The sequence below is a fragment of the Allobosea sp. GW822-FHT05A11 genome (assembly GCF_058800455.1).
This window is the reverse complement of the sequence record NZ_JBXAMI010000006.1, coordinates 304,274-322,270: the sequence shown is the minus strand read 5'-3', so window position 1 is coordinate 322,270 and position 17,997 is coordinate 304,274. Positions and strand designations below refer to the sequence as shown.

Genomic DNA, 17,997 nt, shown 5'->3' with positions numbered 1-17,997 from the left:
TTAGCACGGTCCGTTCGCCGGTGCATGCCGTACTTGCGACATGATGGCGAAGGAAGCCATGCTGGCATGGACGAACAAGGGGGCTGTTGATTGATCCGGCTTGGCATGGGCAGGCGCGGGCTGGCGATGGTGGCGGGGCTGCTCGCCGTCTCCGGCCTCGTCGCGGCGGCGTTCTATTATGTCGGCCAGCCGCGGACCTTGCGCCTCGCCGTCGGGCCGCTCGGCTCCGAGGATGCGCGCATGGCCGCGGCCTTCGTGCAGGGCCTGAACCGCGACAAGGCCTCCGTGCGCCTGCGGCTCGTCCTGACGGAAGGTTCCGAGGACAGCGCCAAGCGGATCGATGCCGGGCAGGCTGATCTCGCCATGCTGCGCGCCGACATCGCCATGCCCTCGACCGCCGATACGGTTCTGATCACCCGCCGGACCTATCCCTTCTTCATCACCAGGGCCGAGACCGCGATCACCCGTATCGCCGATCTGCGCGGCCGCAGGGTCGGCGTCGCCCGCAATCCTGCCGGCAACGTCGCGCTGCTGAAACGGGTGCTGGCGCAATACGAGGTCCGGCCAGACGAGGTCGAGATTCTCGGCCTGACCCAGGAGGAGATCGTGCCGGTGGCGAGAGAGAAGCGCATCGACGTCTTCTTCTCGATCGGCGCCGTCGGCTCCCATACCAATAATGGCGGCCTGCGCCGTTTGCGCGAAGCCTGGGGCAACGATCCCGTCCTGATCCCGGTTCGCGAGGCCGATGCGCTCGCCTTGCATTACCGTGCGATCGAATCCGGCGAGATCGTGCGTGGCGCGCTCGGCGGCGACCCGCCGCGCCCGGCCGAGAGCCTGCCGACCATCGCGATCACCTCGCGCCTCGTCGCAGCGCAGAGCCTGGACGACAATCTCGTCGGTGAGCTGACCAAGGACATCCTCGGCCTGCGCCTGACGCTGGCGGCGGAACTGCCCGCCGTGCAGGCGCTGGAGACGCCCTCGACCGACAAGGACGCGCCGCTGCCGGTCCATTCGGGCGCCGCCGCCTATATCGATGGCGAGCAGGAGACCTTCTTCGATCGCTATGGCGACTGGTTCTATATCGGGGCCATGGCGCTCTCGGCGGTGGGCACGGGCGGCGCCGCGCTGCTCGGGCGCGAGAGCGCCAACCGGCGCCGGCGCGCCATGTCGGGCCTCGACGAATTGCTGGCGCTTCTGGCCGTGATCCGCGCCTGCGAGGACGAGGCCGAACTGACCCGGCTCGGCCGCGAGGCCGACCAGATCCTGACGCGCGTATTGGCCGACTATGCCAAGGGTGACCTCGATACGGCGGCGCTCGCAGCCTATCGCCTCGTCATCGATCAGGTCGGCCGGGCCGTCGCCGAACGGCAGCGGGCGCTGGCGGAAGCTTGAACGCATTTACTTTTCGGCAGCGTCTGCGGTTGCCGAAAAGCCCGCCAGCGTTTATGTGCAGCGCAACGAATTCCAGATTCACGTGAAACAGGCTGCGCCGGCGGGGCATCGCTCCAGACCGGCTCGTGGCCTTGAAAGCAAGGCCCAGACCCGCATGTCCATGCGCAACATCGCCATCATCGCGCACGTCGACCATGGCAAGACCACGCTCGTCGACAAGCTTTTGCAGCAGTCCGGCACTTACCGCGACAACCAGCGCGTCATCGAGCGTGTGATGGATTCCAACGACCTCGAGAAGGAGCGCGGCATCACCATCCTGGCCAAGGCGACCTCGGTCGTCTGGAAGGATACGCGCATCAACATCGTCGACACCCCAGGCCACGCCGATTTCGGCGGCGAGGTCGAGCGCATCCTGAACATGGTCGACTCGGCCATCGTGCTGGTCGATGCGGCCGAGGGCCCGATGCCGCAGACCAAGTTCGTGGTCTCCAAGGCGCTGAAGCTCGGCCTTCGTCCGATCGTGGCGATCAACAAGGTCGACAAGCCCGACGCCCGCACCACCGAGGTCATCAACGAGGTCTTCGACCTCTTCGCCGCGCTCGACGCCACCGACGAGCAGCTCGACTTCCCGATCCTCTACGGCTCGGGCAAGCAGGGCTGGATGGCCCATTCGCCGGAAGGTCCGCAGGATAACGGCCTCGCGCCGATGTACGATCTCATCCTCTCCCATGTGCCGGAGCCCAAGGTCGAGGAAGGCCCGTTCCGCATGATCGGCACGCTGCTGGAGGCCAATCCCTATCTCGGCCGCATCATCACCGGCCGCGTCACCTCGGGCACGGCCAAGCCGAACCAGACGATCAAGGTGCTCTCCGGCGACGGCTCGACCGTCGAGACCGGCCGCATCTCGAAGATCCTGGCCTTCCGCGGCCTCGAGCGTCAGCCGATCGAGGAAGCGGTCGCCGGCGACATCGTCTCGATCGCGGGCCTCGTGAAGGGTTCCGTCGCCGATACCTTCTGCGACCCCTCGGTCGACACCCCGATCAAGGCGCAGCCGATCGATCCGCCGACGGTGTCGATGACCTTCATGGTCAATGATTCCCCGCTCGCCGGCACCGAGGGCGACAAGGTCACCACCCGCGTCATCCGCGACCGCCTGTTCAAGGAGGCCGAGGGTAATGTCGCGCTGAAGATCGAGGAAGCCTCCGACAAGGACAGCTACATCGTCTCCGGCCGTGGCGAATTGCAGCTCGCGATCCTGATCGAGACGATGCGCCGCGAGGGCTTCGAGCTTGGCGTCTCCCGCCCCCGCGTCGTGCTGAAGCGCGGCGAGGACGGCCAGCTGCTGGAGCCGATCGAGGAGGTCGTGATCGACGTCGACGAGGAGCATTCCGGCGTCGTCGTGCAGAAGATGTCAGAGCGCAAGGCCGACATGCTGGAGATGCGTCCGTCCGGCGGCAATCGCCTGCGCCTGGTCTTCCACGCTCCGACCCGCGGCCTGATCGGCTATCAGGGCGAGTTGCTGACCGACACGCGCGGCACCGCGATCATGAACCGGCTGTTCCATGACTACCTGCCCTACAAGGGCGAGATCGGTGGGCGTCGCAACGGCGTGTTGATCGCGATGGAGACCGGCGAAGCCGTGGCCTACGCTCTCTGGAATCTGGAAGACCGCGGCCCGATGATGATCGAGCCGGGCTGGAAGGTCTATCAGGGCATGATCGTCGGCGAGCACACCCGCGAGAACGATCTCGAGGTGAACGTGCTCAAGGGCAAGAAGCTCACCAACATCCGCACGACCTCGAAGGACGAGGCGGTGCGCCTGACCCCGCCGATCCGGATGACGCTGGAGCGTTCGCTCGCCTGGATCGACGACGACGAGCTCGTCGAGGTCACGCCGAAGTCGATCCGCCTGCGCAAGGGCATCCTCGACCCGAACGAGCGCAAGCGCTCGCAGAAGCAGAAGGCCGAAGTGGCCTGAGTTCAGATGCCCGGGCGAGAGCCCGGGCATTTTCGTTTCGGGTCTGCGCTGAGCGCAGCCCGCGGATGACGCACTGGGCGATTGCCCTCGACCGTTCGCTCTGATCCTCTGCCCGCCTCTCGATCATCGCGCGTCCGGCCGGACGCGGTCACGATGATCGATCAAAATGTTGTCGCATCGGATTTTTCCGAAAAGTGGGGCCACTTTTCGGTCCGATGCGAAAGGGGAAGGATCACCACCATGCAATTCCGCAATCTCGGCCGCTCCGGCCTGCGCGTCTCGCTCGTCGGGCTCGGCTGCAACAATTTCGGTGGCCGCATCGATCTCGACGCGACGCGCAAGGTCGTCGATGCCGCGATCGAGCATGGCATCACCCTGTTCGATACCGCCGACATCTATGGCGAGCGCGGCGGCTCCGAGACGGCTTTGGGCGAGGTGCTGGGCGCGCGCCGCAAGCAGATCGTGCTCGCCAGCAAGTTCGGCATGGACATGGATACTGAGGGCGTGATGAAGGGCGGTTCGCGCCGCTACATCATGAACGCGGTCGAGGATTCGCTCCGGCGCCTCAAGACCGACTGGCTCGATCTCTATCAGCTCCACCGGCCGGACCCGCTGACGCCGATCGAGGAGACCCTGCGCGCCATGGACGACCTCGTCCGCCAGGGCAAGGTCCGCTATATCGGCTGCTCGAACGTCGTCGCCTGGCAGGTCGCGGATGCGCAGTGGACGGCGCGCGATCTCGGCATTCCCGGCTTCGCCTCGGCGCAAGACGAGTACAGCCTGCTGAAGCGCGGCGCCGAGGCGGACCTGATCCCGGCCATCGCGCATTACGGCATGGGCCTGCTGCCCTATTTCCCGCTCGCCAACGGCGCTCTCACCGGCAAGTACAAGCGCGGCGCGGCGATGCCGGAAGGCGCGCGCCTGAGCAAGCTGCCGCAGCGCGCCGACGAGATCTTCAGCGCGGATAACTGGCGCCGGATCGAGGGGCTGACCGCCTTCGCCGAGCAGCGCGGCCATACGCTGGTCGAACTGGCCTTCTCCTGGCTGGCGGCGCGACCGGTGGTGTCGAGCGTCATCGCCGGCGCGACCAAGCCGGAGCAGGTCGCCGCCAACGTCAAGGCCGCCGACTGGGCGCTGACGGCAGAGGATCTGGCGGAGATCGATACGATCACGAAGTAGTCGGAAGCGCAGCCATTGCCATCATGGCCGGGCTTGTCCCGGCCATCCACGTCTTCGCGGGTCAAGTGCGCGTGTTCAAGACGCGGATGCTCGCCACAAGGGCGCGCATGACGCCGCGATTCCGGCGGGGCCTCTCATTCCTGACAGCTTTGAGCACCCGCCGCCGCGCAGCCCATGGACCGCTCGCGCCCGCCCGCTTATGGTCCGCGCCATGAGCGAGACAACCACGACCGCCCCCGCCCTGAAGCCCGGCGACCACCTCTTCCTGGTCGACGGCTCGAACTTCATCTTCCGGGCCTATTTCCAGTCGATCAACCAGGACCGGAAATACAATGCCCGCTCGGACGGGCTGCCCTCGGGTGCGGTTCGGCTGTTCGCGACGAAGCTCTTCCAGTTCGTGCGCGAGGGCGTGCTCGGCGTCCGGCCGACCCATCTCGCCATCGTCTTCGACAAGTCGGAGAACTCGTTCCGCAAGGCGATCTATCCGGCCTACAAGGGCAACCGCTCCGATCCGCCGCCCGATCTCATTCCCCAGTTCCCGCTGATGCGCGAGGCGGTGCGCGCCTTCGGCCTGATCCCGGTCGAGCAGGATGTCTACGAGGCCGACGACCTGATCGCGACCTATGCGAAACAGGCCCGCGAGGCCGGCGCCGACGTGCTGATCGTTTCCGCCGACAAGGACCTGATGCAGCTCGTCAAGCCGGGCGTCGCGATGTACGATCCCGCCTCCGGCGACCAGAAGAAGGGCGCCGGCTTCCGGGCCGAGCGCCGCATCGGCGAGCCCGAGGTCGTCGAGTATTTCGGCGTCATGCCCGAGAAGGTCACCGACGTGCAGGCGCTGGCCGGCGACGCCACCGACAACGTGCCGGGCGCGCCGGGCATCGGCATCAAGACGGCGGCCCAGCTCATCGGCGAATACGGCGATCTCGAAACCCTGCTGGCGCGCGCCGGCGAGATCAAGCAGCCGAAGCGCCGGGAGACGCTGACCAATCCCGAGGTGATCGAGAAGGTCCGCATCTCCCACAAGCTCGTCAGCCTCGTCGACGACGTGAAGGTCGAGACGCCGCTGGAGAACCTGACGCTGGAGCAGCCCGATCCGGCGAAGCTTATCGCCTTCCTCAAGGCGATGGAGTTCACCACCATCACCAAGCGCGTCGCCGAGGCCTATGAGGCCGATGTCGGCGCCGTCGATGCCGATCCGGAGCTGGCTCCGGGCGGCGCGCGCGCGGCGGAGCTGAAGGCGCTCTATGTCGGTGCCGATGCCGCCGAGGATGCGGCTCCCGGCTTGGCTCTTGCGACATCTCCTGCGCCTGCTGCCGCTGTTGCAGGCGCCCCTGCTGGCGAAGACGGCTGGCTGAAGCCGGCCGATCTCGCTGGCGCCCGCAAGAACGAGGCGATCGCCGGCAAGATCGATCGCTCGAAATACGAATGCGTGCGCACGCTCGCCGATCTCGAGCGCTGGATCGGCTGGGCTTCCGAGGTCGGCCATGTCGCTCTCGACACCGAGACCAACTCGCTCGACGCCATGCAGGCCGATCTCGTCGGCATCTCGCTCGCGGTCGCGCCCGGCCGGGCCTGCTACATCCCGCTGCAGCATCGCGCCGGCGATGGCGGGCTCTTCGACGAAGGCCTGCTGGCCGACCAGATTCCGCTGACGCAGGCGGTCGCCGCCCTGAAGCCGCTGCTCGCCGATGCCGGCGTGCTCAAGATCGGCCAGAACCTGAAATACGACCTGCTGGTACTGGAGCGCCATGGCCTGAGCGTGTCCCCGGTCGAGGACACCATGCTGATCTCCTACGCGCTCGATGCCGGCAGCAACAGCCACGGCATGGACAAGCTCTCGGAACTGCATCTCGGCCACGAGACGATTCCGTATGCGCAGGTCGCCGGCACCGGCAAGAACCAGATCACCTTCGACAAGGTGCCGCTCGACAAGGCGACCGACTACGCCGCCGAGGATGCCGACGTCACGCTCCGGCTCTGGCTTACGCTGAAGCCACGCCTCGCCGCCGAGAAGAAGACCGCGGTCTACGAGGTGCTGGAACGGCCGATGGTCGAGGTCCTGGCGCGGATGGAGCGGCGCGGCATCGCCATCGACCGGCAGATCCTCTCCCGCCTCTCCGGCGATTTCGCGCAGGGGCTGGCCCGGCTGGAGGACGAGATCTACGAGCTCGCCGGCGAGAAATTCACCATCGGCAGCCCGAAGCAGCTCGGCGACATCCTGTTCGGCAAGATGGGGCTCGAAGGCGCCAAGAAGACCGCGACCGGGCAATGGGCGACGGGTGCCGGCGTGCTCGAAGAGCTCGCCGAGCAGGGCCACGCGCTGCCATCCAAGATTCTGGAATGGCGCCAGCTCGCCAAGCTGAAATCGACCTATACCGATTCACTGCCGGGCTACGTGAATCCGCAGACGAACCGGGTCCACACCTCCTATGCGCTGGCGGCGACGACGACGGGCCGGCTCTCCTCCTCCGAGCCCAACCTCCAGAACATCCCGATCCGCACCGAGGCTGGCCGCAAGATCCGCACCGCCTTCGTGCCCGAGAAGGGCTTCAAGCTGGTCTCGGCCGATTACAGCCAGATCGAATTGCGCCTGCTCGCCCATATCGCCGAGATCCCGCAGCTCCGGCAGGCCTTTGCCGATGGTATCGACATCCATGCAATGACGGCGTCCGAGATGTTCGGGGTGCCGGTCCAGGGCATGCCGAGCGAGGTGCGCCGCCGCGCCAAGGCGATCAATTTCGGCATCATCTATGGCATTTCGGCCTTCGGCCTCGCCAACCAGCTCGGCATCGGCCGCGAGGAGGCCAGCGCCTATATCCGCAAGTATTTCGAGCGCTTCCCCGGTATCCGTGACTACATGGACCAGACCAAGACCCATGTGCGCGCCCATGCTCAGGTCACCACGATCTTCGGCCGCGTCTGCCATTTCCCCGCGGTCGCCTCGAAGAATCCGTCCGAGCGCGCCTTCGTCGAGCGCCAGGCGATAAACGCACCGATCCAGGGCTCGGCCGCCGACATCATCCGCCGGGCGATGACCCGCATGGATGCGGCGCTCGCCGCCAATCGACTGGGCGCCCGCATGCTGCTGCAGGTCCATGACGAGCTCGTCTTCGAAGTGCCGGAGGCCGAGGTCGAGAAGACCCTGCCGATCATCGAGAAGGTCATGGTGGAGGCACCGCACCCGGCCGTGCAGCTCAGGGTGCCGCTCGCGGTCGAAGCCCGCGCCGCCGGCAACTGGGACGAGGCTCACTAGTAGCCTCTGACCAACCGGAACCCGGCCGATCCTTCCCGCGTTGATCCTGCCGACGCGCCAGGGGGGCGCGGTTCGCGCGTTGGATGCATCCCATGCTCAGCTCATCGGCCTGGCGGCCGTTTCCGCGCTACATGGCGGAGCCTGAATCGGTCGAGGACGGGGCAGAGGTCACGGCCCATGAGCATGACCTCATCGTCCGCTACGCCATCGTCGGCATTTTCGTCATCCTGGCGACGACTGCGCTCTCCCTGACCAAGGTCATCGCCATGCCGGTCACGGCAGGCGTCATCTTCGGGCTCGTGCTCGGGCCGCTCGTCGACGTTCTGGCGCGCCACCGGGTGCCGCAGCACGCGGCGGCGGCGCTGGTGGTGCTGCTCTTCATCGGCCTGCTCTTCGGCGCGATCGCGATCCTCGCCGTGCCCGTTGCCGGCTGGAGCGATCAGGCTCCGGCGATGATGGCGGCCCTGCAGGGCAAGCTCGCCGGCGTCTTCGCCTTCATGGACGAGTTCAAGCGCGGCATCGCCTCGATCACCGGCAAGGGCGCCGAACTCAGCGTTTCCCAGGGCAATCCGCTCTTCGACATCGCTCTGACCTCCTCGGCGGCTGCGGGCGGCATGCTGATCTTCGTCGCGACGATCTATTTCTGGCTGGCGACGCGCCGTCATCTCAAGGCGCGGGTGCTCCGGCTCTGCCTCGGCCGCGGCGCGCGCCGCTCGGCCGGCTCCTTCTTCGAGGAGATCGAGTCGCGGGTGGCGCGCTATTTCGCGCTGGTGACGATGATCAATTTCGGCATGGGCGTTCTCACCATGGCGATCGCCTGGGTCGCCGGCCTGCCCTTCCCGGTGTTCTGGGGGGCGCTCGCCTTCCTGCTCAACTATCTCGCCTTCATCGGTCCGATCATCGTCGCGATCATGCTTCTGGCCGGCGCGCTGCTCGATGCGCCCTCGATCCTCGCGGCGCTCTGGCCGGCGGCGGCCTATTATGTCCTGCACCTGATCGAGGGCAACGCGGTCACGCCGGTCTTCGTCGGCAACCGATTGACGATCTCGCCTTTCCTCGTCTTCATCGCCTTCATCTTCTGGCTTTGGCTCTGGGGCCCGGTCGGCGCGGTGCTCTCGACGCCGATCGTGATCGTCGCCATGGTGGCGCAGGAGGAATTCGCGCGTTATCGCCGCGAGAAGGCCAGCGAGGATGCCGAACCGGCCGGCGAAGCCGAGGCTGCCTGAGCGCCGCGCCCGGAACAGAACGGGAGCGGCTGCGTTGCCCGATCATGTGGTGGCCCTTGCGGCTGCCGCGTCTCCTCGCCACCATCCGAATTTCCATCAGCGACAGGACGATACCGCCATGGCCACCACGACATCTGCGAAACGTCAGGCTGCCGCCGCCGCCAAGCGTGCGAAGGCCGAGGTCGAGGCCGGCGCCGAGGATGTCGCGGCGGAAGCGCGCCAGGCCGGAGCCCGCGCCAGGCGCCAGGCGAGCGCATTGGAGGATACCCTGACGCGCAGCGCAGAGGATATCGCCGCCACCGTGAGCGAGCGCCTGCGCGCCGTCGGCGTCGACACCGACAAGATGGTCGACGTCGCCAAGGAGCAGGCCACCGAATTGCAGCAGCTGATCGAGGCGGAAATCCGCGAGCGGCCGCTGCGTGCGCTGGGGCTCGCGGCGGCGGTCGGCCTGTTCGTCGGCTTCCTGTCGGCGCGCTGATCATGTTCGGGGGGATCGGATCCTTCATCACCTCGGAGGTCTCCGGGGTGGTGAGGCGCAATGTCACCGTCTACGGCCTGTTCGGCCTTGCCGCGCTGCTGATGCTCTGCGCCGGCGGCTATGCGTTGAACGCGCTGCATACCGTCCTGGCGCTGCGCTATGGCGCGGTCGCCGCCAGCCTCTGGGTTGCCGGTGGCCTTTTCCTCGCGGCCTTGCTGGCGCTGGGCATGGCGGTGATCGTCAAGAACCGCCGCCGGCCGCCGCGCCCGGCCGCAACCGCGGCTCTGGCCGCTGCTCCGCTGGCCGCCAAGCTCATCGGCTCGCGCCTGAGCTGGCGGATGGCGGCCGCCGGCGGCATCGTCGTTCTCGGTGCGATTCTGGGCCGCCAGATCGTTGCGGGCGGCGCGGATGACGATGGGGAAGCCTGATTCCGCGCCGATCGGCGACATGGACGGGGCATGTCTTTTTACATAGGGATGTCGGCATGCGTCCCGTAACAAGATTTGCATGTCTGCTCAGGTGAGGCCCCGCAGCCGCTTTCCGATACCGGCTTTTCCGGTCTTCGGCGCGCGCCTTCGCTCGGCGACGACCACGATCATCGCGATCGGGGTGGTTGCGGTTGCGGTCGTGCTGGCCGCCTGGATCAACCAGCAGGCGCGGCAGACGGCGGACCGTGTTTCCCACGCGATCGAGATCCGCGAGCGGGCCGAGCGCTTCCTCGGCCGGATGCGCGATGCCGAGACCGGGCAGCGCGGCTTCCTGCTGACCGGGGAGGCCGATTATCTCGACCCCTTCACCGAGGGCAGGGGCGCTGCCGGGCCTGAGCTCGACATCCTCGCGGCGCTCGTCGATGCCGATCCCCTTCAGAAGGAGCGGGTCGCGAAGCTGCGCGCGGACATGGGCGTGAAATTCGCGGAGCTCGACCGGACGATCGCGCTGGAGCGGGCGGGCCGCAGGCCGGAGGCGCTGGCGCTGGTCAGGAGCGAGGGTGGTATCGCAGCGATGGACCGGCTGCGCGAAACCGTGCAGGCGATCCAGCAGAGCGAGAATGTCCGGCTGAGATCGCTCTACAGCCGGGAAGAACGCCGCCGCCTCTGGGGCAGCACCGGCATCGTCGTCGCGCTGGCGGGTCTGGCTTTCGCCGCCTGGCAGCAATTGCGCCGCCGCCAGCGCCGCAGCAATGCGCTGGCGATCAGCAATGCCGAGCTCGAGCAGATCGTGAGCGAGCGCACCCGCCAGCTCGAAAGCGAGCGCCTGCGCATCGAGGCGCTGCTGCGCGACGTCAATCACCGGGTCGGCAATAACCTCGCCATGGTCTCGGCGCTGCTCAACGTGCAGAGCCGGCAGGCGCGCGAGCCTGCGGTCAAGACGGCGCTGGCGCAGGCCCAGTCGCGCATCCAGGCGATCGCGGCCGGCCAGAGGCGCCTGCGGCTGGATATCGAGACCGACGAGATCGATGCGCGGCCCTATATGGAGGATCTGCTCGCCGAGATCGGCAAGACGGCCGAGGGCCGGCCGATCCGGATCGAGCTCGATATGGAATCGATTCGCCTGCCGGGCCGCGATGCCGTGTCCTTCGTCGTGATCGTCAACGAACTCGTCACCAATGCCATCAAGCACGCCTTTCCCGACGGCATGGCGGGACGGATCGTCATCCGCTTCGCTCCGACGGAGAACGAAGGGGAGCCCGCCCTTGCCATGTCGATCGAGGATGACGGCGTCGGCATGCCCGCGGAAACCGCAAGCAAGGGCCTCGGCCAGACCGTGATCGCCAGCCTGCTGCGCAGCATGCGCGCGACCCTGAACACCGAGCCGGCTCATCCCGAACAGGCCGGGCGTACGGGTACGCGGGTGACGATCGTCTTTCCGAAGCGGGAAGCTCTTCCGGCTCAGGCCTGACGCGCGGGCATCAGCCTGGCATGGCCTTGAGGTCGAGTGCGCCGACAGCGCTTTTCACGAAGGCTGCGACCTCGCGCGTCGAGAATGGCTTGCGCAGGAAGCGGACGTTGCGAAGCGCCGCGGGCACCTCCTGCGGCGCCGAACCCGAGACGAAGGCGAAGGGCGTGCCGATTTCCTGCAGGACGCTCGCGACATCGAAGGTCTTGCCGCCGACGACATCGATGTCGAGCAGGGCGCAGGCGAGCTGCTTTGCGGTCATGCGCCGGGCTTCCGCCACGGAGCCGACGACGATCAGCTCGACATCGTCGCCGAGCTGATCGGCCACGGCGCTTTCGATGTCCATCGCGATGAACGGGTCGTCCTCGACGATGAGTACGCGGATATCAGCCATCGACCGGCTCTCTCACTCACTGCAATCTCTGTTACGCGATCTCAACGTAACAGGACTGGCGATGTTCCTGCTCTGGCGCCCTATCATGGCCGAAAGCACGGGATTTGAGTCGATTTTGAGCCGTCAAGGTTAGCAAAAGGTAATCCTGTCTCTTCTTCGCGGCTTCAGCGCCGCCGCCCCGGAGCGACAAGCGTCAAGTCGAGAGCGGTGACACCGACAGCGACATTGATGCCGCGATTGCCCTGAAACGGCAGCGGCAGCAGCGTCGCCTCATTGTCCTTGCCGCCCGAGAGCGCATTGCTGGCCGTGGACGGAGCGGTCGTGCTGCCGCTCTTGTAGGACCCGCTCAGCGCGCCCAGCGGCGCGCGCGCATAGGGTCCGTAGACGCGCCAGACCATGGCCGCGCTCCTGACCGAACCGAGGCCGAGGCTGAAGCTGCGGACGATCCCCGTATAATGCTGCGTCGGTCCGCGACGCGGCCTGAAGCGGCATTCGGTCGGGCGCTGCGACTTGACGATGGCGGCGAAATTGCTGCCCACGGTGCAGGACAGGCGGCCCGTCGGCGGGCCCGCGATCTGCGCCGCCGCGGGCTCATGCATTCCTATGAGGCCGGCGAAGGCGAGGGCGGCTAGGCAGGATCGGGAATGCCCTCGGCTCATCGCGAATGCTCCTGGTGAACTGGCGGGACGAACGCCCCAAGAAACCCACAGTTCCACGTTAGGGAACCGTGACGAGTTTGTAGCGTTGGCGTTTCATCTTGGCATGGGAATGTCGATGTCAGTGAGTCGTCCCCGGGGAGAAACCCCCACAATAATCGATCCGGATTTCCCGGCGGCGCTGCCGCCATTCTGGGAACTCGAGGACCTTCTTGCCACGGGGCTCGATCGCGCGGCGGCACTTGCGGTGATGGCGGCGCGGCGCAGCGGTCCTCGACTTGTCGGCGCCGGCGCTGCGGTCCCTGAAGGGCAGAGCCTGCTGCTGCGTTTCGGGCCGGGCGATCTCTCTCACTGAATTCGGCTACTGGCAGAAGCGGGAGGCGCGCGAGCGGCGCTCCTGAATATCGACATGCAGGTGATTGGCATGGGCCGCGTCCGAGCCCGGCCCCAGCGTGGTCATGAAGGCACCGCAGGCCGCCTGCCGGACGGCGTCGAGAAAGCGGTTCTCGGCCAGGCCCTTCGGCTTCTCGACCACGACCTGCAACCCGTCTTTTGCATTCCCCAGCTTGAAGGCGAAGATATCCAGCGCCTGGCCGGTGGCATGCTCGCTGACCGGCCCGGCCGTCGCCCGGTTTCGTCGCCGGCATTCATGGCCCCCGCCGACCCGCAGGCTCACCAGATCGCGCTCGAAATGCCCGCGCGCCAAGGGCTGGACACTGCGGTCGAGCCAATCGGCCAGCGTCCTGGCCATGGCGCAGCTCAGCAGGGGCGGCGGCTCGAAGGACACGGCTGTAGCTCCGTCCGGCCCCCTGATGGCGAGGGCCTCGACCCGGACGGGGTCGCTGACCCGGCAGGCCGGATCGCCATTCTGTGAGGCGGGGGCGGAGGGCGTGACCCGGTTGCCGGGAATGGCGGCCAGGGCCGAGAGGCACGAACTCTGCCCAGCCGGTGAAGCCGCGCTGTCGGCCTTGGCAGGAGCGGGCACTGCGGAGGGGGCAGGCACTGCGCTCCGCGTTCCGGCTTTTCCAGCTCCGTCGGGCATGGATGGGCGCAATTCAGGCGGTCGCGGCGGCGGTCGCTGCCCGGAGAACGGTGCCGTGACCGGGCCAGCCATGCCCAGGCCCGGCATGAGGCACAGGCCGATGGCAACCAGTGCGGTCGCAAGGCTCCGCCTTGCCCGGCGCGCCTTGTGGAGGGCCGGGGAGGGCGTCGGGCGGAAGCGGGGCGGAGAGCCGGCTAGCTGTCCAGGGCCGAAGCGCTGGCGATCGTGATGCCGGTCAGGCCGGCCAGCGCGAGCGACAGGATTTCCGCGCTCGGCGCTCCCGGTTGCACGATCCCGGTGAACAATGCAGCCCCGATCGATAACGCCGCGATAGCGGCCGAGAAGCAGGTCGTCGCCATGATCCACGCCCTCCCCAACTGCAAACGAAACTGTCATTCCACGCGGAACGCATCATCTCCGCACGGGTTCCCGGTTGGCAAGAAAAAAGGCCCGCAGAGGTAAGCCGCGGGCCTCGATCGTCTTCGAATGGGATCGAAGCGTCAGGCGGCCTTGCGGCCGGCGCGGCGGTCGAAGAACAGGGCCTGGCTGATCGCGGCCTTCACGGCTTCCGGCTGGAACGGCTTGGTGATCAGGAAGGCCGGCTCCGGCCGGTCGCCGGTGAGGAGGCGCTCGGGATAGGCGGTGATGAAGATCACCGGCACGTCGATCGTCGACAGGATCTCGTTGACGGCATCGAGGCCAGAACTGCCATCGGCGAGCTGGATGTCGGCGAGCACGAGGCCGGGCCGCTTCTTGGCGACGAGCGCGATCGCCTCGCGCTGGGTGCGGGCGACGCCGGTGACGGTGTGGCCGAGCTCCTCGACCATCGTCTCGATGTCGAGCGCGATGATCGGCTCGTCCTCGATGATCAGCACCTCGGTCGCGACCTGCTCGGCGATTTCCTGACCGGCGGTCTGAATCAGCGTGGAGGCATCCGCCGCCGTGATGTCCATGATCCTGGCGACGTCGTCGAGCGGGAAGCCTTCCACCGTCCGCAGCAGGAAGGCCTGGCGCGGGCGGGGGGTCAGCGCCTCGAGATTGCGCTCGGCCGGCGCGCGCGACAGCTCGACGACCGGGGCGGCTGCATCGACGCTGGCCGAGGACCATAGCTTGAGGAAGGTCTTGTACAGGCCGATGCGCGGATCGATGTCGCGCGGGAATCCCGAGGGGTCGGCGACCAGGGCTTCCAGCATGGCGACGACATAGGTGTCGCCGCTTGGCTGGCTGCCGCAGAGCGCCCGCGCAAAGCGGCGCAGATATGGAAGATGAGGCGCAATTTCTTTTGCAATCGACATGAACGCGTCCCTTTTAGCGTGCCGGAATAATGGCTTAGGACGCGCGGGAAACAAGGATTTTATTTTTGCCGGGACATGGAACCTTTGATCGGGGTACCTGTTGTTATGGCGTATTGGTGTCGCTATCGCGACGTGGCTTCGGCATCGTCGGCAAGCAATGGCAAGACCAGGGACGGCAGGATTTTGAGATGCGGGACCGGCTGGAAAAGCTGGCCCGATGGTGGCACGAGGGCTGACATGAGCAGGTTGGACGCAGCGATGACTGAACCGGACGATCCCGACGAAGGTTTCGAACTGGTTCTGGATCCGAAGGTGCAGGAATCAATAGGCCGCTCCCTCAAGGCCCATTACGACGACATCGTGAACGCGCCCGTGCCCGACAAGTTTCTCGTGCTGCTCGCGCAGCTTGAGGCGACCGAGCAGCGTGCAGCTGGAGTGTCGCGCGATGAGTCCCAGTGATATTGCGCCCGCGAACCAGACCGAGGCGCTGGCGCGGGAACGCAGGACCGAAGACTTCAAGGACGGGCTGATCCGCGAGATTCCCAATCTGCGCGCTTTCGCCGCCTCGCTCTCTGGCTCCATGCAACTGGCCGACGACCTCGTGCAGGACACGCTGCTGAAGGCCTGGGGCAATTCGGACAAGTTCGAACCCGGTACCAGCCTGCGCGCCTGGCTCTTCACCATCCTGCGCAACACCTATTACTCGTTGTACCGCAAGCGCGGTCGCGAGGTTCAGGACAGCGAAGGGACCTATGCCGAGCGCATGGCGACCCACGGCAACCAGGAGAGCCATCTCGATCTCGCCGACTTCCGCAAGGCGCTGGCGAAGCTCCCGGAAGAGCAGCGCGAAGTGCTGATCATGGTCGGCGCCACCGGGCTGTCCTATGAGGAAGCCGCCGAGATCTGCGGCGTGGCGATCGGCACGATCAAGAGCCGGGTCAATCGCGCTCGCACGAAGCTGGCGGAACTGTTGTCCATCGGCAGTGTCGATGATCTCGGGCCGGGCCGAACCAGTGCGGCTGCGATGCAGAGAGTTGGTTCCGAACCCGTTGGCTCCTGATGCGGTTGCGGCGTTTCAGTACGGTCAGGACCCGCCTGCTGGCTGTGCTGGTCGCGATCGCCGTTCCGATCGCCTGCGCCTCGACCTTCGCCGCCTACGCCACCTATCGGTCGGCGGTCGTTGCGATCGAAGCGGCGCAGGCGCGCGCCGTCGATGATTTTGCGGTGCGCACCCGCGTCTGGTATCGCGGCACGTCGCGTGCGCTGCTCGCCTTTGGCACCATGGCGAGCGAGCTTGGGCTCGATGCGGCCGGATGCCCGGATGCCGGCGCCAAGGCCATGGAGCGCGCCGGGGGCTTCCGCGCCTTTCTGCTGCGCCATGCGGATGGGCGGGTCTGCACCGGCTCGCTCGATGCCGCGCTCACCAGCGAAGCGCTGGAGGGCATGGTCCGGCAGCTGGCCGGCCGGCCTTCGACCGGGATGTGGAACGGCGCCGATCTCGGCCGGATGCGTTACGATCAGGTGACGGTCGGAGCCCAGCGCTATCTTGCCGTCCTGGCATCGGTCCCCCCGTCGGCGAACGGCGGATTGCAGCAGGCACTCGTCCTGACAGCCCCCGAACTGCTCGAGAACGTCTTCGACCTCGGCGAAGATGGCCAGGCGCTGAACGTCGCGCTGATCGGGCGCGATGCTGGCGTCATCGCCAGCCGGGGAGACAGCCGCGACCTGTCCTGGTTGCCGCGCACGGATCGCATGCCGGAGACGTTCGCGCGCTGGGTGGCGCCGAACCGGGCCGGAGAGGACAGCGCCTTTGTCGCGCGCATGGTCGCCGAGCCGGATTTCTATATCATCGCGAGCTTCGACGAGCGGCCGGTCGAGGCAGCCCGGCTGCAATTCATCGTATTGCTGCTCGCTCCGCTCCTGACGCTCGCCCTGCTCTGCCTGGTCTGCATGCGGGCGATCGACAAGCACTGCCTGCGCTGGCTGCGCGGCATCGAGGCCGCTGCCCGGTCGAGAACCTCCAACAACCGTGTGCGGGCTTCGGTCGGGGAAGGCATGCCCAGCGATATCCGCAGCGTCGCGGAGGCTTTCAACGGGATGGTCGAGGAGCAGGAGATTCGTCAGCGCCGCCTCCAGACAGCACTCGACGACAACCGCTTCCTCGTCCGTGAGCTGCATCACAGGGTCAAGAACAGCCTGCAGGTCGTGCAGAGCTATATCGGCCTCAGCAAACGCGATCACCGCGACGAGGCGAGGCTGGCTTTGGCCGATGCCGAATGCCGGGTGCATGTGCTCTCGGCCGCCTATCGCTTCACCCTCGCCGACGGCGAGATGCAGCCGGTCCGCGTCGACCTCTTCCTCGACGATGTCGTCACCATGATTTCCAACCTGATCCGCGGCCGCGACCAATGGGTGGCGAGCCGGATCGAGACCGCAGCGTCGCTGTCTGTCGACCGGATCATCCCGCTCGGCTTTCTCGTGGCGGATGTTGCATCCCGCGCCTTGCGGAGCACCCCTGGTCTCCGGATCGTCGTGGAGGTCGTGGATGTCGGCGCTTCCGCGATCGAAGTCGGACTGGTGGCGGATCGGGACATCCAGCACAGCGCGCCGCCGCGACTCTTCGCGGGACTGCTCACCCAGATAGAGGCGGTTCAAACGCAGGAGCCCCAGGGTCGCAGCCTCGGCCGCTGGCGGATTGCCCACGGATCCTGAAGCCGACGGCCTTATCGAGCGCCGTTGCGGTGGATCGCATGGCTGCCCGATGCTCGACCGTCATTGCGAGCGCAGCGAAACAATCCAGGGAGGCCGGGTGGGACGTTCAGCCCGGCCTCCCTGGATTGCTTCGTCGCTGCGCTCGCAGTGACGGACTTTGCGGAATCAGCGGTGTTCAGCGAACGATATGCGTGACCGGTCCGCCGGCCATCGCCTGCTGCGACGGCGAGGCGATCGCGCGCTTGGCGGCGCTGCGCGAGCGGTCGGCGCGGTCGACGGCGGCAAGCTGCAGGCTGTCGGCATAGCCGCGCTCGCCCCTTGCGAGGGCAATGCTGGTCGAGCTCTGGTCATCAGGCGTTTGAAGCCCGGCGCCCAGGGTCAGACCCGATACGGCCGTGCCCATGAGGCCGAAGAAGACGATGGCGCGCATGGCCGGCGCGAGGCTGGACTTCGGCATGGATGTCTCCAGGGCTGACCGGTCGATTGACCGGCT

The 17,997-nt window shown here is 67.0% G+C and carries 18 protein-coding genes; 12 read left to right on the top strand and 6 right to left on the bottom strand.

The window, feature by feature from the left end:
* Positions 1-90 precede the first annotated feature (90 nt).
* From AC1RLU_RS21250 to AC1RLU_RS21215, 8 genes are all read left to right on the top strand, one after another.
* Positions 91-1,392 (top strand): TAXI family TRAP transporter solute-binding subunit, encoded by a 1,302-nt coding sequence (locus tag AC1RLU_RS21250; RefSeq protein WP_492798042.1) that lies wholly within the window; start codon positions 91-93, stop codon positions 1,390-1,392.
* A gap of 154 nt (positions 1,393-1,546) precedes the next feature.
* On the top strand, positions 1,547-3,370 hold the full coding sequence (gene typA / locus AC1RLU_RS21245; RefSeq protein ID WP_492798040.1) for a translational GTPase TypA: 1,824 nt from the start codon (positions 1,547-1,549) through the stop codon (positions 3,368-3,370).
* Positions 3,371-3,610: 240 nt separating this feature from the next.
* The gene (locus tag AC1RLU_RS21240; protein WP_492798039.1) at positions 3,611-4,549 is read left to right on the top strand and encodes an aldo/keto reductase; all 939 of its coding nucleotides are present in this window, start codon (positions 3,611-3,613) and stop codon (positions 4,547-4,549) included.
* A 211-nt stretch (positions 4,550-4,760) separates the two neighbouring features.
* Positions 4,761-7,805, top strand: a complete 3,045-nt coding sequence (polA, locus tag AC1RLU_RS21235; protein WP_492798037.1) for a DNA polymerase I — start codon at positions 4,761-4,763, stop codon at positions 7,803-7,805.
* A gap of 92 nt (positions 7,806-7,897) precedes the next feature.
* Positions 7,898-9,031 carry an AI-2E family transporter gene (locus tag AC1RLU_RS21230; RefSeq protein ID WP_492798036.1) on the top strand — a complete coding sequence of 378 codons (1,134 nt, stop codon included), beginning with the start codon at positions 7,898-7,900 and terminating at the stop codon, positions 9,029-9,031.
* A 118-nt stretch (positions 9,032-9,149) separates the two neighbouring features.
* Positions 9,150-9,509, top strand: coding sequence for a glycine zipper domain-containing protein (locus AC1RLU_RS21225; protein ID WP_492798035.1), 360 nt, complete (start codon positions 9,150-9,152; stop codon positions 9,507-9,509).
* A 2-nt stretch (positions 9,510-9,511) separates the two neighbouring features.
* The gene (locus tag AC1RLU_RS21220) at positions 9,512-9,937 is read left to right on the top strand and encodes a hypothetical protein (RefSeq protein WP_492798034.1); all 426 of its coding nucleotides are present in this window, start codon (positions 9,512-9,514) and stop codon (positions 9,935-9,937) included.
* Between the two features lie 79 nt (positions 9,938-10,016).
* Complete coding sequence (locus AC1RLU_RS21215; protein ID WP_492798033.1) at positions 10,017-11,408, top strand: sensor histidine kinase; 1,392 nt, start codon at positions 10,017-10,019, stop codon at positions 11,406-11,408.
* A 10-nt stretch (positions 11,409-11,418) separates the two neighbouring features.
* On the opposite strand, the gene AC1RLU_RS21210 is transcribed toward AC1RLU_RS21215, so the two are convergent.
* Both AC1RLU_RS21210 and AC1RLU_RS21205 read right to left on the bottom strand, forming a co-directional pair.
* Positions 11,419-11,799, bottom strand: coding sequence for a response regulator (locus tag AC1RLU_RS21210; RefSeq protein ID WP_091857363.1), 381 nt, complete (start codon positions 11,797-11,799; stop codon positions 11,419-11,421).
* A gap of 164 nt (positions 11,800-11,963) precedes the next feature.
* A complete protein-coding gene (locus tag AC1RLU_RS21205) occupies positions 11,964-12,398 on the bottom strand; it encodes a DUF992 domain-containing protein (protein ID WP_061970862.1) in 435 nt (144 codons plus the stop codon).
* A gap of 145 nt (positions 12,399-12,543) precedes the next feature.
* Here AC1RLU_RS21205 and AC1RLU_RS21200 point away from each other — a divergent pair, with 145 nt between their 5' ends.
* Positions 12,544-12,810, top strand: coding sequence for a hypothetical protein (locus AC1RLU_RS21200; RefSeq protein WP_492798031.1), 267 nt, complete (start codon positions 12,544-12,546; stop codon positions 12,808-12,810).
* A 6-nt stretch (positions 12,811-12,816) separates the two neighbouring features.
* On the opposite strand, the gene AC1RLU_RS21195 is transcribed toward AC1RLU_RS21200, so the two are convergent.
* The 3 genes from AC1RLU_RS21195 to AC1RLU_RS21185 all read right to left on the bottom strand — a co-directional run bounded on the left by AC1RLU_RS21195 (position 12,817) and on the right by AC1RLU_RS21185 (position 14,792).
* Complete coding sequence (locus AC1RLU_RS21195) at positions 12,817-13,458, bottom strand: extensin-like domain-containing protein (RefSeq protein ID WP_492798030.1); 642 nt, start codon at positions 13,456-13,458, stop codon at positions 12,817-12,819.
* 233 nt (positions 13,459-13,691) lie between these two features.
* Positions 13,692-13,856: a hypothetical protein gene (locus AC1RLU_RS21190; protein WP_162260137.1), complete on the bottom strand. Its 165-nt coding sequence runs from the start codon at positions 13,854-13,856 to the stop codon at positions 13,692-13,694.
* Between the two features lie 141 nt (positions 13,857-13,997).
* Entirely contained in the window at positions 13,998-14,792 is a 795-nt protein-coding gene (locus AC1RLU_RS21185; RefSeq protein ID WP_492798029.1) for a response regulator, read from the bottom strand.
* A gap of 237 nt (positions 14,793-15,029) precedes the next feature.
* Here AC1RLU_RS21185 and AC1RLU_RS21180 point away from each other — a divergent pair, with 237 nt between their 5' ends.
* The 3 genes from AC1RLU_RS21180 to AC1RLU_RS21170 are packed head-to-tail and all read left to right on the top strand — an operon-like array spanning position 15,030 to position 17,504.
* Complete coding sequence (locus tag AC1RLU_RS21180) at positions 15,030-15,251, top strand: NepR family anti-sigma factor (RefSeq protein ID WP_061970855.1); 222 nt, start codon at positions 15,030-15,032, stop codon at positions 15,249-15,251.
* The gene (locus AC1RLU_RS21175; protein WP_082617664.1) at positions 15,238-15,852 is read left to right on the top strand and encodes a sigma-70 family RNA polymerase sigma factor; all 615 of its coding nucleotides are present in this window, start codon (positions 15,238-15,240) and stop codon (positions 15,850-15,852) included. The genes AC1RLU_RS21180 and AC1RLU_RS21175 overlap by 14 nt, the downstream gene beginning before the upstream one ends.
* On the top strand, positions 15,852-17,504 hold the full coding sequence (locus AC1RLU_RS21170; RefSeq protein ID WP_492798028.1) for a histidine kinase dimerization/phosphoacceptor domain -containing protein: 1,653 nt from the start codon (positions 15,852-15,854) through the stop codon (positions 17,502-17,504). The genes AC1RLU_RS21175 and AC1RLU_RS21170 overlap by 1 nt, the downstream gene beginning before the upstream one ends.
* A gap of 175 nt (positions 17,505-17,679) precedes the next feature.
* Here AC1RLU_RS21170 and AC1RLU_RS21165 read toward each other — a convergent pair whose 3' ends face one another.
* Positions 17,680-17,961: a hypothetical protein gene (locus tag AC1RLU_RS21165; protein WP_082617662.1), complete on the bottom strand. Its 282-nt coding sequence runs from the start codon at positions 17,959-17,961 to the stop codon at positions 17,680-17,682.
* Positions 17,962-17,997 lie beyond the last annotated feature (36 nt).